At 46.4% G+C, this 15,503-nt stretch carries 14 protein-coding genes; 5 read left to right on the forward strand and 9 right to left on the reverse strand.

Features of this window, described 5'->3' with window-relative positions:
* Positions 1-10 precede the first annotated feature (10 nt).
* Positions 11-928 (forward strand): aromatic amino acid DMT transporter YddG, encoded by a 918-nt coding sequence (gene yddG, locus F0265_RS11255; protein WP_171748943.1) that lies wholly within the window; start codon positions 11-13, stop codon positions 926-928.
* 3 nt (positions 929-931) lie between these two features.
* Here yddG and F0265_RS11260 read toward each other — a convergent pair whose 3' ends face one another.
* From F0265_RS11260 to F0265_RS11290, 7 genes are all read right to left on the reverse strand, one after another.
* Positions 932-1,423: a L,D-transpeptidase family protein gene (locus F0265_RS11260; RefSeq protein WP_045985803.1), complete on the reverse strand. Its 492-nt coding sequence runs from the start codon at positions 1,421-1,423 to the stop codon at positions 932-934.
* Positions 1,424-1,730: 307 nt separating this feature from the next.
* On the reverse strand, positions 1,731-3,365 hold the full coding sequence (locus tag F0265_RS11265; protein ID WP_253809430.1) for a BatD family protein: 1,635 nt from the start codon (positions 3,363-3,365) through the stop codon (positions 1,731-1,733).
* A 2-nt stretch (positions 3,366-3,367) separates the two neighbouring features.
* The gene (locus F0265_RS11270; protein ID WP_171748944.1) at positions 3,368-5,197 is read right to left on the reverse strand and encodes a VWA domain-containing protein; all 1,830 of its coding nucleotides are present in this window, start codon (positions 5,195-5,197) and stop codon (positions 3,368-3,370) included.
* A complete protein-coding gene (locus F0265_RS11275) occupies positions 5,190-6,158 on the reverse strand; it encodes a VWA domain-containing protein (protein WP_171748945.1) in 969 nt (322 codons plus the stop codon). The genes F0265_RS11270 and F0265_RS11275 overlap by 8 nt, the downstream gene beginning before the upstream one ends.
* The gene (locus tag F0265_RS11280) at positions 6,151-6,624 is read right to left on the reverse strand and encodes a DUF4381 domain-containing protein (RefSeq protein ID WP_171748946.1); all 474 of its coding nucleotides are present in this window, start codon (positions 6,622-6,624) and stop codon (positions 6,151-6,153) included. Before F0265_RS11280 ends, F0265_RS11275 begins: the two co-directional genes overlap by 8 nt.
* Positions 6,621-7,547: a DUF58 domain-containing protein gene (locus F0265_RS11285; RefSeq protein ID WP_171748947.1), complete on the reverse strand. Its 927-nt coding sequence runs from the start codon at positions 7,545-7,547 to the stop codon at positions 6,621-6,623. Before F0265_RS11285 ends, F0265_RS11280 begins: the two co-directional genes overlap by 4 nt.
* Before the next feature lie 9 nt (positions 7,548-7,556).
* Positions 7,557-8,513 carry a MoxR family ATPase gene (locus F0265_RS11290; RefSeq protein ID WP_171748948.1) on the reverse strand — a complete coding sequence of 319 codons (957 nt, stop codon included), beginning with the start codon at positions 8,511-8,513 and terminating at the stop codon, positions 7,557-7,559.
* Positions 8,514-8,868: 355 nt separating this feature from the next.
* Between F0265_RS11290 and F0265_RS11295 the strand changes: the two genes are divergently transcribed.
* Together F0265_RS11295 and F0265_RS11300 are read left to right on the forward strand one after the other, a co-directional pair.
* Positions 8,869-10,785, forward strand: coding sequence for a methyl-accepting chemotaxis protein (locus tag F0265_RS11295; protein ID WP_171748949.1), 1,917 nt, complete (start codon positions 8,869-8,871; stop codon positions 10,783-10,785).
* Between the two features lie 80 nt (positions 10,786-10,865).
* Positions 10,866-11,066: a chromosome segregation ATPase gene (locus F0265_RS11300; RefSeq protein ID WP_006960686.1), complete on the forward strand. Its 201-nt coding sequence runs from the start codon at positions 10,866-10,868 to the stop codon at positions 11,064-11,066.
* Positions 11,067-11,166: 100 nt separating this feature from the next.
* On the opposite strand, the gene F0265_RS11305 is transcribed toward F0265_RS11300, so the two are convergent.
* Positions 11,167-12,108, reverse strand: coding sequence for a LysR family transcriptional regulator (locus F0265_RS11305; protein ID WP_171748950.1), 942 nt, complete (start codon positions 12,106-12,108; stop codon positions 11,167-11,169).
* A 59-nt stretch (positions 12,109-12,167) separates the two neighbouring features.
* Here F0265_RS11305 and F0265_RS11310 point away from each other — a divergent pair, with 59 nt between their 5' ends.
* Positions 12,168-13,154 carry an aldo/keto reductase gene (locus F0265_RS11310; protein WP_216607858.1) on the forward strand — a complete coding sequence of 329 codons (987 nt, stop codon included), beginning with the start codon at positions 12,168-12,170 and terminating at the stop codon, positions 13,152-13,154.
* A gap of 36 nt (positions 13,155-13,190) precedes the next feature.
* On the opposite strand, the gene F0265_RS11315 is transcribed toward F0265_RS11310, so the two are convergent.
* Positions 13,191-14,006: a restriction endonuclease gene (locus tag F0265_RS11315; protein ID WP_171748951.1), complete on the reverse strand. Its 816-nt coding sequence runs from the start codon at positions 14,004-14,006 to the stop codon at positions 13,191-13,193.
* Positions 14,007-14,391: 385 nt separating this feature from the next.
* On the opposite strand from F0265_RS11315, the gene F0265_RS11320 reads away from it, so the two are divergent.
* On the forward strand, positions 14,392-15,315 hold the full coding sequence (locus tag F0265_RS11320) for a DMT family transporter (RefSeq protein WP_171748952.1): 924 nt from the start codon (positions 14,392-14,394) through the stop codon (positions 15,313-15,315).
* The last annotated feature ends 188 nt before the right edge of the window (positions 15,316-15,503 follow it).

The following is a 15,503-nucleotide window of genomic DNA, read 5'->3' on the forward strand; positions in this document are numbered from 1 at the left end:
AGAGAATAGAGTGAGCCAACATAAATTTACTTTGTGCGGTGTGTTAGCCATCCTGCTTTGGAGCAGTGTGATGGGGTTGGCGCGAACGGTCACTGAGTTTTTAGGGCCTATTGGTGGCGCTGCTTCAATCTATACTGTCGCTTCTCTGTTTTTAGTGATGGTAATGGGTCTGCCAAAAATCAGAAGCTATTCTCTGACCTATGTATTGATTGGTGGTGGGCTGTTTGTCGCCTATGAAATATGTTTGGCTCTTGCATTGGCTATGGCCAATTCTCGCCAACAAGCCATAGAAATGCTGGTGATTAACTACCTATGGCCAGCTCTGACCGTTTTATTGGCTGTCACGTTCAGCCCGAAGAAAACCAATATCCTCGTTTATCCTGCTATTGCACTTGCGTTTTTTGGTGTGGCTTGGAGTATCACAGGCGATCAGGGGCTATCTTTCACCCAGATTGCGGCCAATGTGGCGACTAACCCTGTAACCTACGCCATGGCATTTGTAGGCGCGTTTTTGTGGGCAATCTACTGCAATCTGACTAAGCGTATTTCCAAAGGGCAAAATCCGATTACGCTGTTTTTTATCATGACGGCCGTGACCTTATGGATTAAATACGCGCTCAGCAACGAAACAGGGATGAGCGTTAACCTTGAATCCGGTGGCTTATTGCTGATTACAGGTATTGCGATGGGGAGTGGCTACGCGCTTTGGAACTACGCAATTATCGGCGGCAACATGGTGCTTTTAGCGACGCTATCTTACTTTACGCCCGTTCTTTCAACCGTTATTTCTTCGGTGATCCTTGGTTTGGTTCTTACGGATACCTTTTTGCAAGGCGTCGCTCTAGTGACAATCGGTTCACTGCTGTGCTGGTGGGTCACAAGAGAGAAAAAAGCGGAATCGGCTGAACCAGAAGTGTGTAAAGATTGAGTATTACCAGCGGATCTCAATGGGTGTTCCTGTTTTCACGAGAGTGAGCAGTTCATCCATTTCTTCGTTGGTAATGGCTATGCAGCCATTGGTCCAGTCAAAACTTTGTACGAACTTGGCGGGCCGCTTTTCCCCGTTTCTTAATCCATGAATCTTAATGTCACCACCCGGATCGACGCGAAGTTTTGCGGCATAAGCAATGTCTCGTGGGTTAGGGTAGCTGATGTGGATTGAGCGATAGAACTCTGAATTATCAATCACGAAGTCGAGGTAGTAGCGGCCCTCAGGCGTTCGATGATCCCCTTCCTGAGTTTTATGCCCTTTAGGGTGTTTACCTAACGCGATGCGAAACTCTTTCACTACTTGACCATTGTCAATCAGATACATGCGACGTTTGGACTTGTCGACTTTAACTAAGTCGACCATTGCGGATGAGGCACAGGTAAAAAGTAGCGCCCCTAATGTCACTATCGTCCTTAATGCAGTGCCATTCATTGTCTTACTATTCTTCCAAAAAACAGAAAGGTAGCCGTGAAGCTACCTTTCGAGTTTACGTGATGTCATCAGGGAGAAATCGAGAAAATATCACGCTCCGCAAATCCCAAGTCTTTAAACGCTTCTATCGCTTCATTCCGACTATGCGCATCAACTTCAAACGAAGTCATTTGGGACCCATCAAAATATAGGATCACATAATGAGTACTGGGATCTGGCTTTTCAATTGCCGACATCATTCCTCCAGCTATTCATTGATACAATGAACTTGGACCTGAACAATGCCTCTACCAGTGCCTTCGCGGTATTAAAGCTTCGCTAATGTTTCCTCAGGCTTCCCTTTTGCTCGAGGCATTTTGTCCACCTTTTTAATTAGTTTAAGCAGTTTTGAAGCATTCCAGCCAGTTTCTTGCTGAGAAAAACGTGATTTTTGCATTTCATCCAATTCATTTTGGATATCGGCAAGAAGCGCCTTATCGCTAATCTGGGCTTCTTGAAGCCATTCAGATGCGCAGTGTTGTGCTTTAAAGTGATCTTGTTCTTCAAGCGCTGAAGCTAAGCGGCCACTTGCATCGAGTGGTGCGATTGGCCTCTGCTGGTTTTCCACTGTAGTGTTTCGTTTTCTCAACAATAAAGCGGTTGTGATAACCCAAAGCAGGGCGAACAGCGCAGTGAGATAAGGCCAAAAACCGGGATCTTTGACAGTAACCGTTTTTACTTCGGCTGGTGCTGAAATTTGAGAAGCGGGCACAGGAATATTTAGGCTTTCTCCCGGGCTAACAGCTAACGCTATGCCATCTAGATGAGCGGTCTTTTGCTGTTTGTTCTGGCTATCCCACCAATTGAGATTGATCTCTGAAAGTTGAACATCACCAGTTTGCTGAGGAATGAGTACCTGCTTCAATGTCATGCGCGTGAAACCATTCTTTAGCTGGGTGAACTGAGGCTTTTCTTCGTAGACACGAATGCCTTGCGGATAGCTGATCTTCAGATTCGGGAAACGGTCAGAAGAGAGCCCTTCAATGTCCAAGGTGACTTGTCGTGTAATCGAATCGCCCACTTTAGCCTGATGCGTGGTTGATGAAGGAATCGGTTCCCCGTTCGCCGCAACCCATGTTTGGGTTAGCTTTAGTTCTGATGTCGGCAGCCATACGCCACTGTAGCCAGCGGGTTTATCTTCGACTTTGATAGCAAAGGTTTTTGCTGGCGTATCAACCGAGATAAGTTTGGTGGTTCCTGTTCGGTCATTGCCATAAACAACGGAACCTTTGAATGCGGCACTTTGCAGTGTGTATTCACCGGGCTGGTTTGCCGTTACGCGATAGGCTTGGTCAAGTACGGTGACTTCCACACCACCGAGAACGCTTTGATACTGCTTTGGTTCACCGATTTGAGCTAAGGTCAATCCGTCGACTTGAGGAGGGATGACATTAGGGCTTTGCAGGCGTCTTGGATCTGCTTTAATGATCAGGCGAGTACGTAATGAGGCACTTTCATTTGGGTAAAGCGTCGTCTTATCAAGTGAACTACGCAGCTCAACTAAATCGGATACTTTAGGCTCATCGGTATCCATAGTCACCTGAATAGCAATAGGTTTTGAACTTGCCCCATTAACTGTGAAGGCGGGAATATTGGCGACACCAAGTGTTTGAGCGGCCAGTGTTAGGTTCCATTCACTGCGTGTACTACGGTCACCATTGACTATGTTGATCGAAGAGCCAAAACTAGGCCGTCCGACATAAAAATCTTTTTCCAGTGCGCTGAAATCAATATCATCGGAAGAGACTTTTTCGTCGACCACAACGCGAAGTTGGAACACTTCGTTCTTGACGACTTTATTCTTGCTGACGGTCGCCCAGACATTAGCCGCCATAGCGGCAGGGCTTGCAAAGGCTAAAGCCAGCGCCAATAAGCTAATCAGTTTCATTATTTGTCGATTCATAGTTACCACTTCTTACCTGTATTCTGCGGTGGTTGTTTTTGCTGAGCTTGCAACATCATCTGAGCTCTGAGTAAACGGCTAGGGTCACGCGCGCTTTCGACCTGTTCCAGTTTGCGAAGTGCAGGGTCAATCTGTTCTAAATTTTGCTCCTGCTCAGCTGCGCTTTGTGGTTGAGTCGCGCTTTTATCTTGCGGATCGGGCTCTTGTTCCGATTTTGAAGCACCTTGCTGTTGCTTGTCCTGCTCTTGTTGCTGCTGAGAAGTTTCGGAACTTGATTCCTGTTGCTTCTGCTGTTCGCTTGTCTCTTCTTGGTTTTGCTGAGGTTTTTGAGATTGCTTGTCAGAGGATTTCTCATTTGAAGATGAATCTTGCCCAGATTGAGAGGAATTCTCTTGCTCTGATGAGGAGTCATCGCCAGACTTTTGTTGCTGTTGCTGTTGCTGTTGCTGTTGCTGTTGCTGTTGCTGTTGCTGTTGCTGTTGCTGTTGCTGTTGCTGTTGCTGTTGCTGTTGTCTGACAATTTCCAGATTTTTCTTTGCATCTTCGTTGCTCGGATCTTGTTTGAGCACGTCCTTATAAAGGCTAATGGCTTGATCAAACTCTCGGTTTTGAGCGTAGGCGTTAGCGAGGTTGTATTTTCCGTTTAGCGTCTGCGAATCTTTAAGTGCATTGATGGCGGCAGGGAAGTTGCCCGCCTGATACTGCGCTATACCTTGCCACTCTTTGTTCTCGAACAGATCCGCCGCTTCTTGATACTGCTCGGCATCGTAGAGCTGTTTGGCTTGTTGATTACTGTTAAGCCAAGCTGAAGCCATCGCTGGTTTAGGTGATAGTAGTGGGTAAGCCAAGATGATCATCGAAAACAAAAAACCACGACGGAACATAAGAAGCGCCGGGATGATAAGCAAGGGTACTAACCAGATACCACTGTTGACCCGATCACTGATTTGTTGTGCTTGGTTTAGCTTGCTCGTGCTTTCAATGCTACTTGTGCGATTGGCTATGGCGTCTATGTCGCTGTTATTGAGCTGAATAGGTGTAAAGAAACCACTAAGGGATTTGGATACGCTATTCATGTTACTGAAGTTGGATTTCGCCACCACGGTTTGCCCAGCATCGGTTTTGAGCAGAGTGCCATCACTGAGTCGTATCGGGGCTCCTGAGCGGGTACCTACACCCAGAATGGACAGTCGCCAGTGCGTACCCTCAAGAAGATCTTTAATTCCTTGGGTTTCCGCATTATCCAAATCATCACTGAAGAGTATGATGTCACCACGAGACAAGCCGGCGTTCTTCATCATATCAATAGCTAAACGGACGGCTTTTACTGCGTCGGCACCGGGGTAGGGCATCAATTCGGGGCTGAGGTTGGGGATCAGGTTTTGAATGGTGCGCGTATCTGAAGTCATCGGACTAACGGTGTACGCATCGCCAGCGTAAGCGACGAGACCCGTGGTACCTTCACTCCATTTTTTGAGTAGATCACTGGCCTTGTATTTAGTCTGAGTCAGCCGGTTAGGTTTGATATCGGTGGCATACATAGACATCGACATGTCCATGATTAGCACACGAGCACTGTCGTTGCTGAAACTAGGCCTTTCAGAGCTGGTAAAGCTTGGCCCAGAGAGAGCAATTGTGGCGATTAAACCGCAGATGGCGATTGCACTAGTGACAGCATTGCGTGCCGATTTGTGTTGTATACCCATTGCCTTGGCAAGATGGGGGGCAATTAACGTCTGGTTACGGCTGCGTTTTGAGAGCCAAAAAACTAACCCACATAATGGAAGGAGTACCAGCAGCCACTCTGGATAGAGGAAGCGAAAATCAGACATGATTCCTCCTGATGATAATAAGTGCGAAGAAGCCCGCCAGTGCGATTGCAAGTGGAAACCCGAACCACTCTTGTTGTGGTCGCCAGGTTTGTGTGGCTTGGCTAACAGGTTCTAGGTTATTGATGGTGTCATAGATAGTCGCCAGTTCTTTGCTGTCACGGGCACGGAAATATTGCCCACCTGTGAGCTTGGCGATTTCCATCAGAGATTTTTCGTCTAGGTCTTGAGCTGTGTTGACTTTACGTGTCATGAAAAACTCTTTAACCATCATCTCTCCGGCGCCGACGCCAACAGTGTATATCGTGGCGTTGTACTTCTTGGCAATTTTGGCCGCTTCGATTGGGTCAAGTACGCCCGCAGTGTTACTGCCATCGCTGAGTAGTATCATCACACGCTGCGGTGCATCGCTATCGACGAACGTTTTGGTCGCTAGCCCTATGCCTTCACCAATCGCGGTTTTAGTCCCAATAAGGCGTAATACGGTTTGATTGAGCTGCTCGGCAACGGTATGTCTATCAAGCGTTAATGGTGTTTGCAGATAAGCGTGATCGGCAAACAGCACTAGGCCCAATCGGTCTCCCTGACGTTTGGAAATGAAGTCAGATAAGACCTGTTTGACTGCGCTTAAACGGTCGATGTAGTCACCGTTAAATTGCATGTCTTCTTTACTCATCGAGTAAGACAGATCAACAACCAGCATCATGTCTCTATGCTTCGGTTGTGTCGTGACAGGGTCGCCATACCAGACAGGTCTTGCAACCGCGGTAACCAGACAAACCCAAACCAGACCTGCCAAAACTTTAGCCAATAAGTTCCTCGGCGCGCTGCCTACCGCTGAGTCGGGCAGGTAGGGCATATAAACGGGAGATGACTGTTTAACTGGCGGCAGTAAAAAATAAATCAGTATGGGGAGTGGTAGCAGCAGAAATGCCCACCACCATACGAATTCGATGTTAGCCAACTTTGGCTCTCCTTCTTTTTGGCGGAAGCGCCTCATCGACCCACAGGGAGCAATGGGTAATCAGTTCAGAAGCGTTTCCTACGGGCTCTTTTGAATACAAAGCCTCTTGCCAGAGTTCATAGTTCTCAAGGAACACGGGTGATTTCACCTGAGTATCAAGAAAGGCATACCACTCTTTGCCCGTTAACTGCGCTACTTCTTCTCTTGGGTAGTAACACAGCGCGGCCTGACGTAATAATTCAATGGCTTCAGCAGGTTTGTCACCTGCCTGAATAAGCTTCAGCGCGGTTTTCTTTGGTGCCATGCGCTTTTTATTCCAGCGATAGGTCAGCCAAATTATCAATGTGCCAAAGACAATCGCTCCTGCGGTCGCCCACCATCCCCATGCCAGTGGAAACCACGAGGGCACCTCCGGTAAATGCATTGGATTAAGTGGTAATAGTGAATCCTTGTTATTGGTGCTCATTGATTACGTCCAGATAATTGTTGTAGTAATGATTCTTGGGTAGAGATACGGGTAAAACTCAAGCCATGGTTAATAGATAAATCTTTCAGGTCTTGCTGTTTTTGTTCAAAAACAGACTTAATCTGATCGCGTGCTTTTCGTGAAGAAAAGTCCATCCACAGCGTTTGACGTTTGTCGGAAACTTGCTCGACTCCACGATAACTGGTGATACCCGCTTCCAAAGGATCGGAAATATGAACCAATCGTACGCGGTTGTGGGCACGCAGCCGAGTGAGTAATGGCTGGTTTGACTCTGAGAAACGCAGGAAGTCACTGATGATGACCACTTCACTCCCCTTGGGACAAAGGCGGTTCAGCGCCTGTAAACCATGGCCCATATCTGAGGAGTGGGGCGTAGTCGATTGATGCAGTTTGTCCCGATGAAGCTTCACCAGATGCTGAATTAACGCGAGCGGCCCTTGGTTACGACTGGTCGGCTTTAGCTCAGTCAGCTGGTCGCCGGTATCAATCATTGCACCTATACGATCTCGCTGAGCAACAGACAACCACGCAATCAGGCTTGCCATATGGGATGCCAAGACCGATTTGAACATCAGCTGAGAACCAAACATCATGCTGGCACTGAAGTCCACATACACAATGATGGGCTTCTCTCGTTCCTCTGTGAAAAGCTTGGTATGAGGTTTGCCAGTTCGAGCGGTTACGCGCCAATCAATGCTGCGCACATCATCACCAGGTTGGTACTGGCGGACTTCAGCGAAGTCCATGCCTCGGCCTAGTTGCTTACTCTGATGTTGCCCCAGCATTTGAGACCATAAACTCTTAGCAGGAGGTAACCACTTGATCGCTTGCTGCTTGTAGTAAAGCAGTTCGTCAAGACACAAGTTTACGCCGTCAGAGTATGGGGATAATTGTTTATCCATCTGTAACCCTTATGCACTGCCCACCAGAGACAGAAGGCGGTTAACCACCTGATTGGCACTAATGCCTTCGGCTTGAGCCTGATAGCTGAGCAGAATACGGTGTCTGAGAACTGGAAAAGCCATTGCCTGCACATCTTCTGGCGATACATAGTCACGACCAGAGAGCCAAGCGTGAGCACGGGCACAGCGATCTAACGCGATGGTTGCGCGAGGGCTGACTCCCATTTCTATCCAGTTACTCAGTGTATCGTCGTATTGTGTTGGTTGGCGTGTCGCCATAACGAGACGAATAATATAGTTCTCGACCCCTTCCGCCATGTGGATGTTCAACACTTTCTGACGCGCAGAGAAAATATCTTGTTGAGAAAGGACAGGCGGAGCGACTTTTTCCTCGCCTTTTGCTTCACCGCGATTCAGGCGAAGTATTTCCAGCTCACTTTCTGCATTCGGGTAGTCCACATTGAGATGCAGTAAAAAGCGATCCAATTGCGCTTCAGGAAGCGGGTAGGTGCCTTCTTGCTCAATTGGGTTTTGTGTCGCCATCACCAGAAATAGCTCTGGCAGTGGGTATGTTTGACGACCAGCGGTGATTTGTTTTTCTGCCATGGCTTCAAGCATCGCGGCCTGAACTTTCGCGGGGGCACGGTTGATTTCGTCAGCCAAAATCAGTGAGTTGAAGATCGGCCCTGCTTGGAATGTAAATTCGCCCGTTTCTGGACGGAAAATATCAGTGCCGGTTAAATCGGCAGGAAGCAGATCGGGAGTAAACTGAATCCGGTGGAAGTCGCCTTCAATGCAGTCAGCTAATGACTTTACGGCGCGTGTTTTCGCTAACCCAGGAGGGCCTTCAACCAGAATGTGGCCATCGGCCAGTAGAGCGACTAAAAGTTGTTTAACAAGTTCAGTCTGACCAATAACTTGGCTTTCCAAGTATTGCTGTAGATTATGAAATGACTGAGAGTTCATCGATGTCTATCTCCTCGCTTTTTCACTTAGTGGATTTTGAAGTGAAAAAGTTCATCCATTGACTGATGTCGCGCACTGGGTGGTTAATAACTAGCCAACTTAGTCGTGCAACATAAGTTCTATAATTTCAGTTGCTTACAATATGGGGATTTTCACTCTTCATGCAAGTGTTCAATATCGAAAAATTGGTTTGCAAATTAGTGTGAAATTGATGACTTATTCAGTAAAGGAATGTATTTTTTGTCCGATATAAACAAGTGCGTCACGATTTAGTTGGGCTTGCTCTCCTCCTAAGCCAAAAATTCATCGTGATTTCCACTTTCATACAATCATAAAGCGCTATAGGGCAACTCGAATGATGAAACTAAACGCGATCAGTATTAAGCAAAAGGTTGTTGCGGGTATCACTTTTGCTGTTCTCGCATCGACAATTATTGTCGGAGTGATGGCACAGCGTCAGGCACGTGAAGTCCTCGAACATAGGTTGGTAGATATCGAACTGCCTTCTATGCTGGACCAGATCAAAGGACAAATCGACTACGATGTGACTCAGCTACTGCGTGCCGCCGAGCAAATAGCAAACAATGAATTTATTAAACAAGCGGTCAGTACGACCAATATCGACCCTCAAGTGGAAGCGATGCTGGTTAAAGAGCTCAACAACGTTCGCAACCAATACAGTTTGAATGATGCCTCTGTTGCGAACCGTGAAACGGCTTACTATTGGAACCAAAATGGCTTCTTGCGTCAGTTAAACCAACAGCAGGATGGCTGGTTCTTTGGCTTCACACAATCGGGCCAGCCAACCATGGTCAGCATGTTTCAGGAATCGACTGGTGAAGTGAAAATGTTCGCTAACTTCCAGTTTGTAAACGGATTCAGCATGTCTGGCTTGTCTAAGTCAATGGATGACATGGTTAGGTTGCTTAACGGTTTCCAAATCGAAGACACGGGGTTTGTGTTCCTGACGGATTCACAGGGGCAGGTACAAATTCATCGTCAGAAGGACAAAGCTAGTTCGACTTTATCTCAATTGTATGGAAGCGAAGCTTCTACGCTTCTCAATAAATCTGGCTTTAACCTGATTGAAGCGAGCTACGAAGGCGAGCAAGTGTTCGTTTCAAGCCTGTATATTCCTTCAATGGACTGGTTTGTAATTGGTGTAGCCCCTGTTGATGAAGTGTTTGCTGACCTTAACTATGTTGCTAAGCAGATGACCTTTACGACGATTGTGGTTGCTGCTCTGTTTATCTTCATGGGTTTATTCTTAGCCAACAGCATCACACGCCCAATCAAATCCATTGCCGCTCGTTTTACCGACCTTGGCCGTGGTGATGGTGATCTATCACAGCGTATCGAAGTTCAGAGCAGCGACGAGATTGGTCAGCTATCTGAAGGCTTTAACGGCTTTATCGAGAAGATACACGAGTCGATGAAAGAAGTGGCGTCAACCAGTGGTGCGCTACAAACCGCCGCTGATAGTGTTTCTCACAAAGCTAACACGACTCACGATAACAGCCAGATTCAGCGCGACCAAACCATTCAGGTAGTCACGGCGATTAATGAAATGGGCGCAACGATTAGTGAGATTGCATCGAATGCGGCAACCGCTGCAGAAACCGCGAACCAAGCGTCAGATAACACTCAAGTCGGACAAAATGTTGTTAACAAGGCCAAGGATGCCATCAGCCGCTTAGCGATGGACATCGAAAACACCGGTCAAGTGGTTGAACAGTTGGCATCAACAACGCAGGAGATTGGCTCAATTCTGGATGTTATCCGTGATATCTCTGATCAAACCAACTTGTTGGCACTGAACGCGGCAATCGAAGCGGCACGAGCGGGTGAGCAAGGGCGTGGCTTCGCTGTGGTTGCGGATGAAGTTCGCAATCTGGCAAGCCGAACCGCAGATTCGACAGAAGAGATCCAGAAGATGATCAACCAGCTTCAAAGCGACGCCAAAGATGCGGTAACCGCGATGGAAGCAGGCAAATCTGTCACGCATGAAGGTGTGTCGTCATCGGATGAAGCAGTAGAAGTGCTGGTGAATATCTCTGAGCGAATCCATGATATTTCTGATCGCAATACTCAGGTTGCAACGGCGACAGAAGAGCAATCCACGGTTGTGCATACCATCAACCAAAACATTGAAGAGATTAACGCCATCAACGAAGTGACAACCAGTACGGCAGAAGAGCTGGCAGCCGCGAGTTCTGACTTGAAAGAGTTGTCAGAACGTCTGGACCGTATGGTGGGCAGCTTTAAGCTATAAAACCATTCGTAAGCTAGAATAACTGGGGCTAAGTGGGTAAACTTAGCCCCAGTTTTTATATTGATTAGGTAAGTAATATCATGAGTGATTTTGAAAAAGAGCTAGAGCAAATGTCTCAGGAAATGAGTGATGAGCCTGAGGTAGCGCTTCCATCACTTGAAGAGCAAAAAGCTATCGCGGCAGAGCTGAAAAAGCTTGAAGAAGCAGGCGAGCTAACGCCAGAAATCCTAGAACAGTACTTCGGCAAGTTTTACTCAAAAACCGACAAGCCAGTGCACTAGAACCTAATTGTTAAATAAAAGCCGCTTTAAGCGGCTTTTTTAGTATTCGATGGGCTTGCAAGTTACAACAGGTACTCATGGGCTTTTCGGCAACCTAGTTTCATTTCCCAAACTCCAGTGATTCACGATTCTCATAAATTAGCTCGCTTAAGAAATCAGCGACCACTCTTATTCGTCTTGAGTGTGCTAAATCTGCGTGAATAGCTAGCCAGATAGGTTGATTACAGCCTACTTCATTTTCAATGCAGATGAGACCTTGTTGTTTAGCGATGAAGTGAGGAAGAATTGAGAGCCCAAGGCCAGCATGAACGGCACTGAACTGCGCGGACAAGCTGGACGTAGTGAGCTTGCAAGTTCTGCCACGTAGTGTTTTTTGTATCCATTGCGCAGCAGGAAGGTGTTGTTGAGTTTCCGTCCAGCCAATGAAGTCATCATTCACATAGGGATTTGTCTGCTTTGAACGAGGCCTTCTGTTTATATAACTTTCAGATCCGTAAAGCCCAAAACCTAACTCTCCTAAGCGGCGGATAGTTACATTTCCTCTCTCTGGCCTAACCATACGTATAGCCATATCTGCATCTCTGCGATGCAAGTTGACGGTTGAAACACTGGTTTCCACTTCTACATTGAGTCCATCATGCTTGCTTAGTAGATTTGGTAAGGCTGGGATGATCAAGTGATCAGCCAGTCCTTGTGCGGTTGCTAAACGAACGTGGCCTGAAACCCCATCATCAGTACCTTGTGCCGCAGAGCCAAATGCATATCCGGCTTGTTCAAGAGCTTCCGCTTGAGGAATAAGTGACAGCCCTTCATCGGTAAGTTTGTAACCTAGCTGGTCACGCACAAACAACCGCAGTTCAAGTGCATTTTCTAAGCGTTCGAGACGACGAGTCGCAGTCGCGATACCAATTCTTAGTGTTTTGGATGCGCCACTTAGTGTTCCTGCTCTCGCTATGGCCAAGAAGACTCGCGCATCATCCCAGTTAAGTCTACTGTGTTTATGGTTTCCGAATTCGGAAAGTTGATTGCGTTTATTGGCCATATGAACCTCCTTTTGGGGAGAGCATACTGTGAACAACACAACAAACCAAGGAAATTTAGATGATGGAAAAACGTATCTTGGGAAATGGCTTAGAAGTATCTGCGATCGGTCTAGGTTGCATGGGAATGAGCGAATTCTATGGGCCCAGAAATGACCAAGAATCATTAGAGGTATTGAACAAAGCTGTTGATCTAGGGTGTACGCTTTTGGACACAGCGGATACATATGGTGACCATCATAACGAGGAACTGATTGGCAGATTCTTAAGGGCTCATCCCAACAACGTAAAAGTGGCAACCAAGTGTGGCATTATACGTGAACCGGGAGAATACAAGCGACGTATTGATAACAGCCCAGAGTATATAAAAAAGGCTTGTGAAGGCTCACTGCGTCGGCTCGGCGTTGAGTGTATAGATCTCTACTACATTCACCGCTTGGACCCTAATGCCTCAATTGAAACTACAATGGAGACGCTAAGTGATTTGGTTTCTGCTGGGAAAATCGCACATATTGGACTCTCTGAAGTGAGCGCAAACACGCTGAGACGAGCACATGTAATACATCCGATAACGGCGGTTCAGACGGAATATTCACTTTGGACTCGAGATGTCGAAGCTGAAGTTTTGCCCACTTGTCGCGAACTTGGGATTGGGTTCGTGCCATATTCGCCGTTAGGGCGCGGATTTCTGACTGGCAATATTCAGTCAGAAAAGGACTTTTCCCAGAACGATGCTCGCAAAGCACTTCCACGCTTCACCACTGAAAATTTAAAGGCTAATCAACCGCTATCCGACGCGGTAAAGAAGTTGGCGGTTGAGAAAGAATGTTCTTCGGCCCAAATCGCTTTAGCTTGGTTGCTTGCCGAAGGTAAAGACATAGTACCGATTCCGGGTACGAAGCGACTTAAATACTTGGAAGATAACCTTGGAGCGGTAAATATTGAGCTGACGACTCAGGACCATAAAATGCTGGAACGAGCCATCAACCATTTTAAGCCTGTCGGTGATCGTTATACCGCTGAAGGTATGAAAGGAGTGAATGCGTAACGCTACTCTTGCTGCTAACAGCCACGTTTTTAATCGTTAGGTGTTTAAAGTAAATCGACATTTAGGAAAAGAGGAGCAGCCATAAAATTGCTTGCCTGAATTCTTGCCTTTCCTCGCAGTCCGGAGTACTAATTCTGACTGGCATTTAGGACACTGGACGCTATTTTCGTCGTGTTTTGATGGTTCGGATGACGACCTGTCAATGAAGTAGCGTCCGTCTTCCACCATGTTCACCAGCTCATCGCCGCAAATTAACCAAAAGCGTTTGTCTGCGGCGAATCGGGCTGCTTCCGAAGTGAAGTGGCCGGAGGTTACGATGATCATCTGTTTGGCCTGATTAGCCAGCATAACACCGTACATTTCTCTCAATACCTGAACGCCAACCTTTCTGCTTTTCCAGTGTTTGCACTGTACTAAGCTTACGTCTCCATCTTTGGTAAGCCATATATCGACCCCGCCGTCGGGAGCCGAAGAGAAAGCTTGTTTTACGTGGTAACCCTTGTTCTTAAAAAACTCTCCTATGTAACTCTCAAACTCAATCCAGATCAGGTCATTTAATGCAGCGGTGGATTGTTGAGTTTTAAGTTGTGCGGTGGTTCGGCTGTACCTCTGCTTTTTGTTACGTTGAGCAATTAACGAGATTGGAGCGGGAATTAGAAACAAAAAACCAAACAAAGGCGCTAGATTTGGCAAGTTGGGCCCAATCGCATTCAGAATAAAATTGTCTGAGGATGCAAAGATTCTTGGTAAGACGCTGGCAAGCCCAAAGTAGGTGATAAGAGACACTGTGACGCTGACCCACCAAGGTGCACTGCACAAGTGAATTAGGATGCCGTCATTTCGTTTAGCCATAAGTTTATAAATAATTGTTGAAGCTTAAAGCATATTCAATCACATGCATTCCTGCGTGTCTGGGTATAGGGCACACAAAAATGCGCTACATTGTTTTTCACACAGTACTTTGAAGTTTGCATTGTTCTGGGTTATGTCTCTTGGTTAACACCTAAAGTAATGAAAATAATTTATATCCATTCTGAATATAATGATATTTTTAAAGAGTCCTTTGGTGGTATATTTTTCTAAAATATGTCTTATAAAAGAATTAATTTCCCCATTTTGAATGATTTATAGATTCAAAGGCAAAAATTTTCTCTGGTGAACCCCGTATACTGTGCTACGTCATTATTGCTCTACAAGCTGATGATTTACAACAATTATTAAATGAGTAGTAGTCACCATGAATTCGAAGTCTCTAACTTTTCTGCTTTTTGTTTCTGTTTGCTTAATCTGGGGAACCACCTGGTTCGCTATGGAAGTGGCGTTGCATTCTATTCCGCCGATTTTTGCTACCGCATTGCGCTTTCTACTTGCTGCACCGCTTCTAGCTGTACTGGCTAAAGTGTTTGGTCAACCATTACTGTTTCCGAAAGGAAAAGGGCAGTGGGTTATCATTGTAGCGCTAATGTATTTTGCGATTCCTTTCACTTTGATGATCTACGGTGAGCAATATATCTCCTCCGGTTTGGCTTCCATCATCTTTGCTAACATGCCCGTAGCTGTGATGTTGATGTCTGGTTTGTTCCTTGGGCTTCGACTTGCAAAGCATCAGGTGTTTGGGCTTATCGCGGCGGTGATCAGCTTGTGTTTAATTCTGGGTAATGAAATGCAGATGGGCGGCTCCGACTACCTGATTGGTACGGCATCTCTAGGGTTGGCTGTTGCGATTCATGCGGTTATGTACGTGCTTGTTCAGAAACATTGTAAGGACATTCAAGTACTCACCTATAACGCATTGCCGTGTTTGGTGGCTTCCATATTTTTGTTCGTCGTGTCTTCAATGGGAGAACAAGTCGATGTGCAGTCTTTTACGTGGGATTCTATTTCTGCTGTCGTTTATCTAGGTTTAATAGCCAGCGTTGGCGGGATTGTGGCTTACTTTAAGCTTGGCCAAGTATCTACACCGTTTCAGGCGTCAATCTGCTTTCTGATTTTCCCTGTTGTTGCTCTGTTTATTTCTGCGTACATCAATGGCGAGATGTTGTCTTACCAATCACTGGCTCTGATGCTCCCTTTGTTGTGCGGAATCTTGTTGACGAAGGCTCCGAAATCGCTTTTCAAACTTCGTCCCAACAAGCCAGAGCAGGTTGCCTCAGATGTTTAAATCAAGGCTCTTGGCCTGAAACAAAAATATCAGTCGACGCTGGTGTTGAACTCAATATAATGACTTAAAAATGTCGTTTAAAAGCCGCGCTAGCGGCTTTTTTCATGCTTAAGGAAGTTTTTATGTTCATCGTTTATCGTCTTCTCAAATTGGCGGTTATCTGTGCCGTGTTTTTCACCATTTATGAT

Source organism: Vibrio sp. RE88 (genome assembly GCF_013113835.1).
Classification (GTDB): domain Bacteria; phylum Pseudomonadota; class Gammaproteobacteria; order Enterobacterales; family Vibrionaceae; genus Vibrio.

Bases quoted from the DNA above. Each gene is read 5' to 3' on its own strand.
- F0265_RS11260 (WP_045985803.1), bottom strand. From the start codon at position 1,423: ATGAATGGCACTGCATTAAGGACGATAGTGACATTAGGGGCGCTACTT.
- F0265_RS11265 (WP_253809430.1), bottom strand. From the start codon at position 3,365: ATGAATCGACAAATAATGAAACTGATTAGCTTATTGGCGCTGGCTTTA.
- F0265_RS11270 (WP_171748944.1), bottom strand. From the start codon at position 5,197: ATGTCTGATTTTCGCTTCCTCTATCCAGAGTGGCTGCTGGTACTCCTT.
- F0265_RS11280 (WP_171748946.1), bottom strand. From the start codon at position 6,624: ATGAGCACCAATAACAAGGATTCACTATTACCACTTAATCCAATGCAT.
- F0265_RS11285 (WP_171748947.1), bottom strand. From the start codon at position 7,547: ATGGATAAACAATTATCCCCATACTCTGACGGCGTAAACTTGTGTCTT.
- F0265_RS11290 (WP_171748948.1), bottom strand. From the start codon at position 8,513: ATGAACTCTCAGTCATTTCATAATCTACAGCAATACTTGGAAAGCCAA.
- F0265_RS11295 (WP_171748949.1), top strand. From the start codon at position 8,869: ATGATGAAACTAAACGCGATCAGTATTAAGCAAAAGGTTGTTGCGGGT.
- F0265_RS11300 (WP_006960686.1), top strand. From the start codon at position 10,866: ATGAGTGATTTTGAAAAAGAGCTAGAGCAAATGTCTCAGGAAATGAGT.
- F0265_RS11305 (WP_171748950.1), bottom strand. From the start codon at position 12,108: ATGGCCAATAAACGCAATCAACTTTCCGAATTCGGAAACCATAAACAC.
- F0265_RS11310 (WP_216607858.1), top strand. From the start codon at position 12,168: ATGATGGAAAAACGTATCTTGGGAAATGGCTTAGAAGTATCTGCGATC.
- F0265_RS11315 (WP_171748951.1), bottom strand. From the start codon at position 14,006: ATGGCTAAACGAAATGACGGCATCCTAATTCACTTGTGCAGTGCACCT.
- F0265_RS11320 (WP_171748952.1), top strand. From the start codon at position 14,392: ATGAATTCGAAGTCTCTAACTTTTCTGCTTTTTGTTTCTGTTTGCTTA.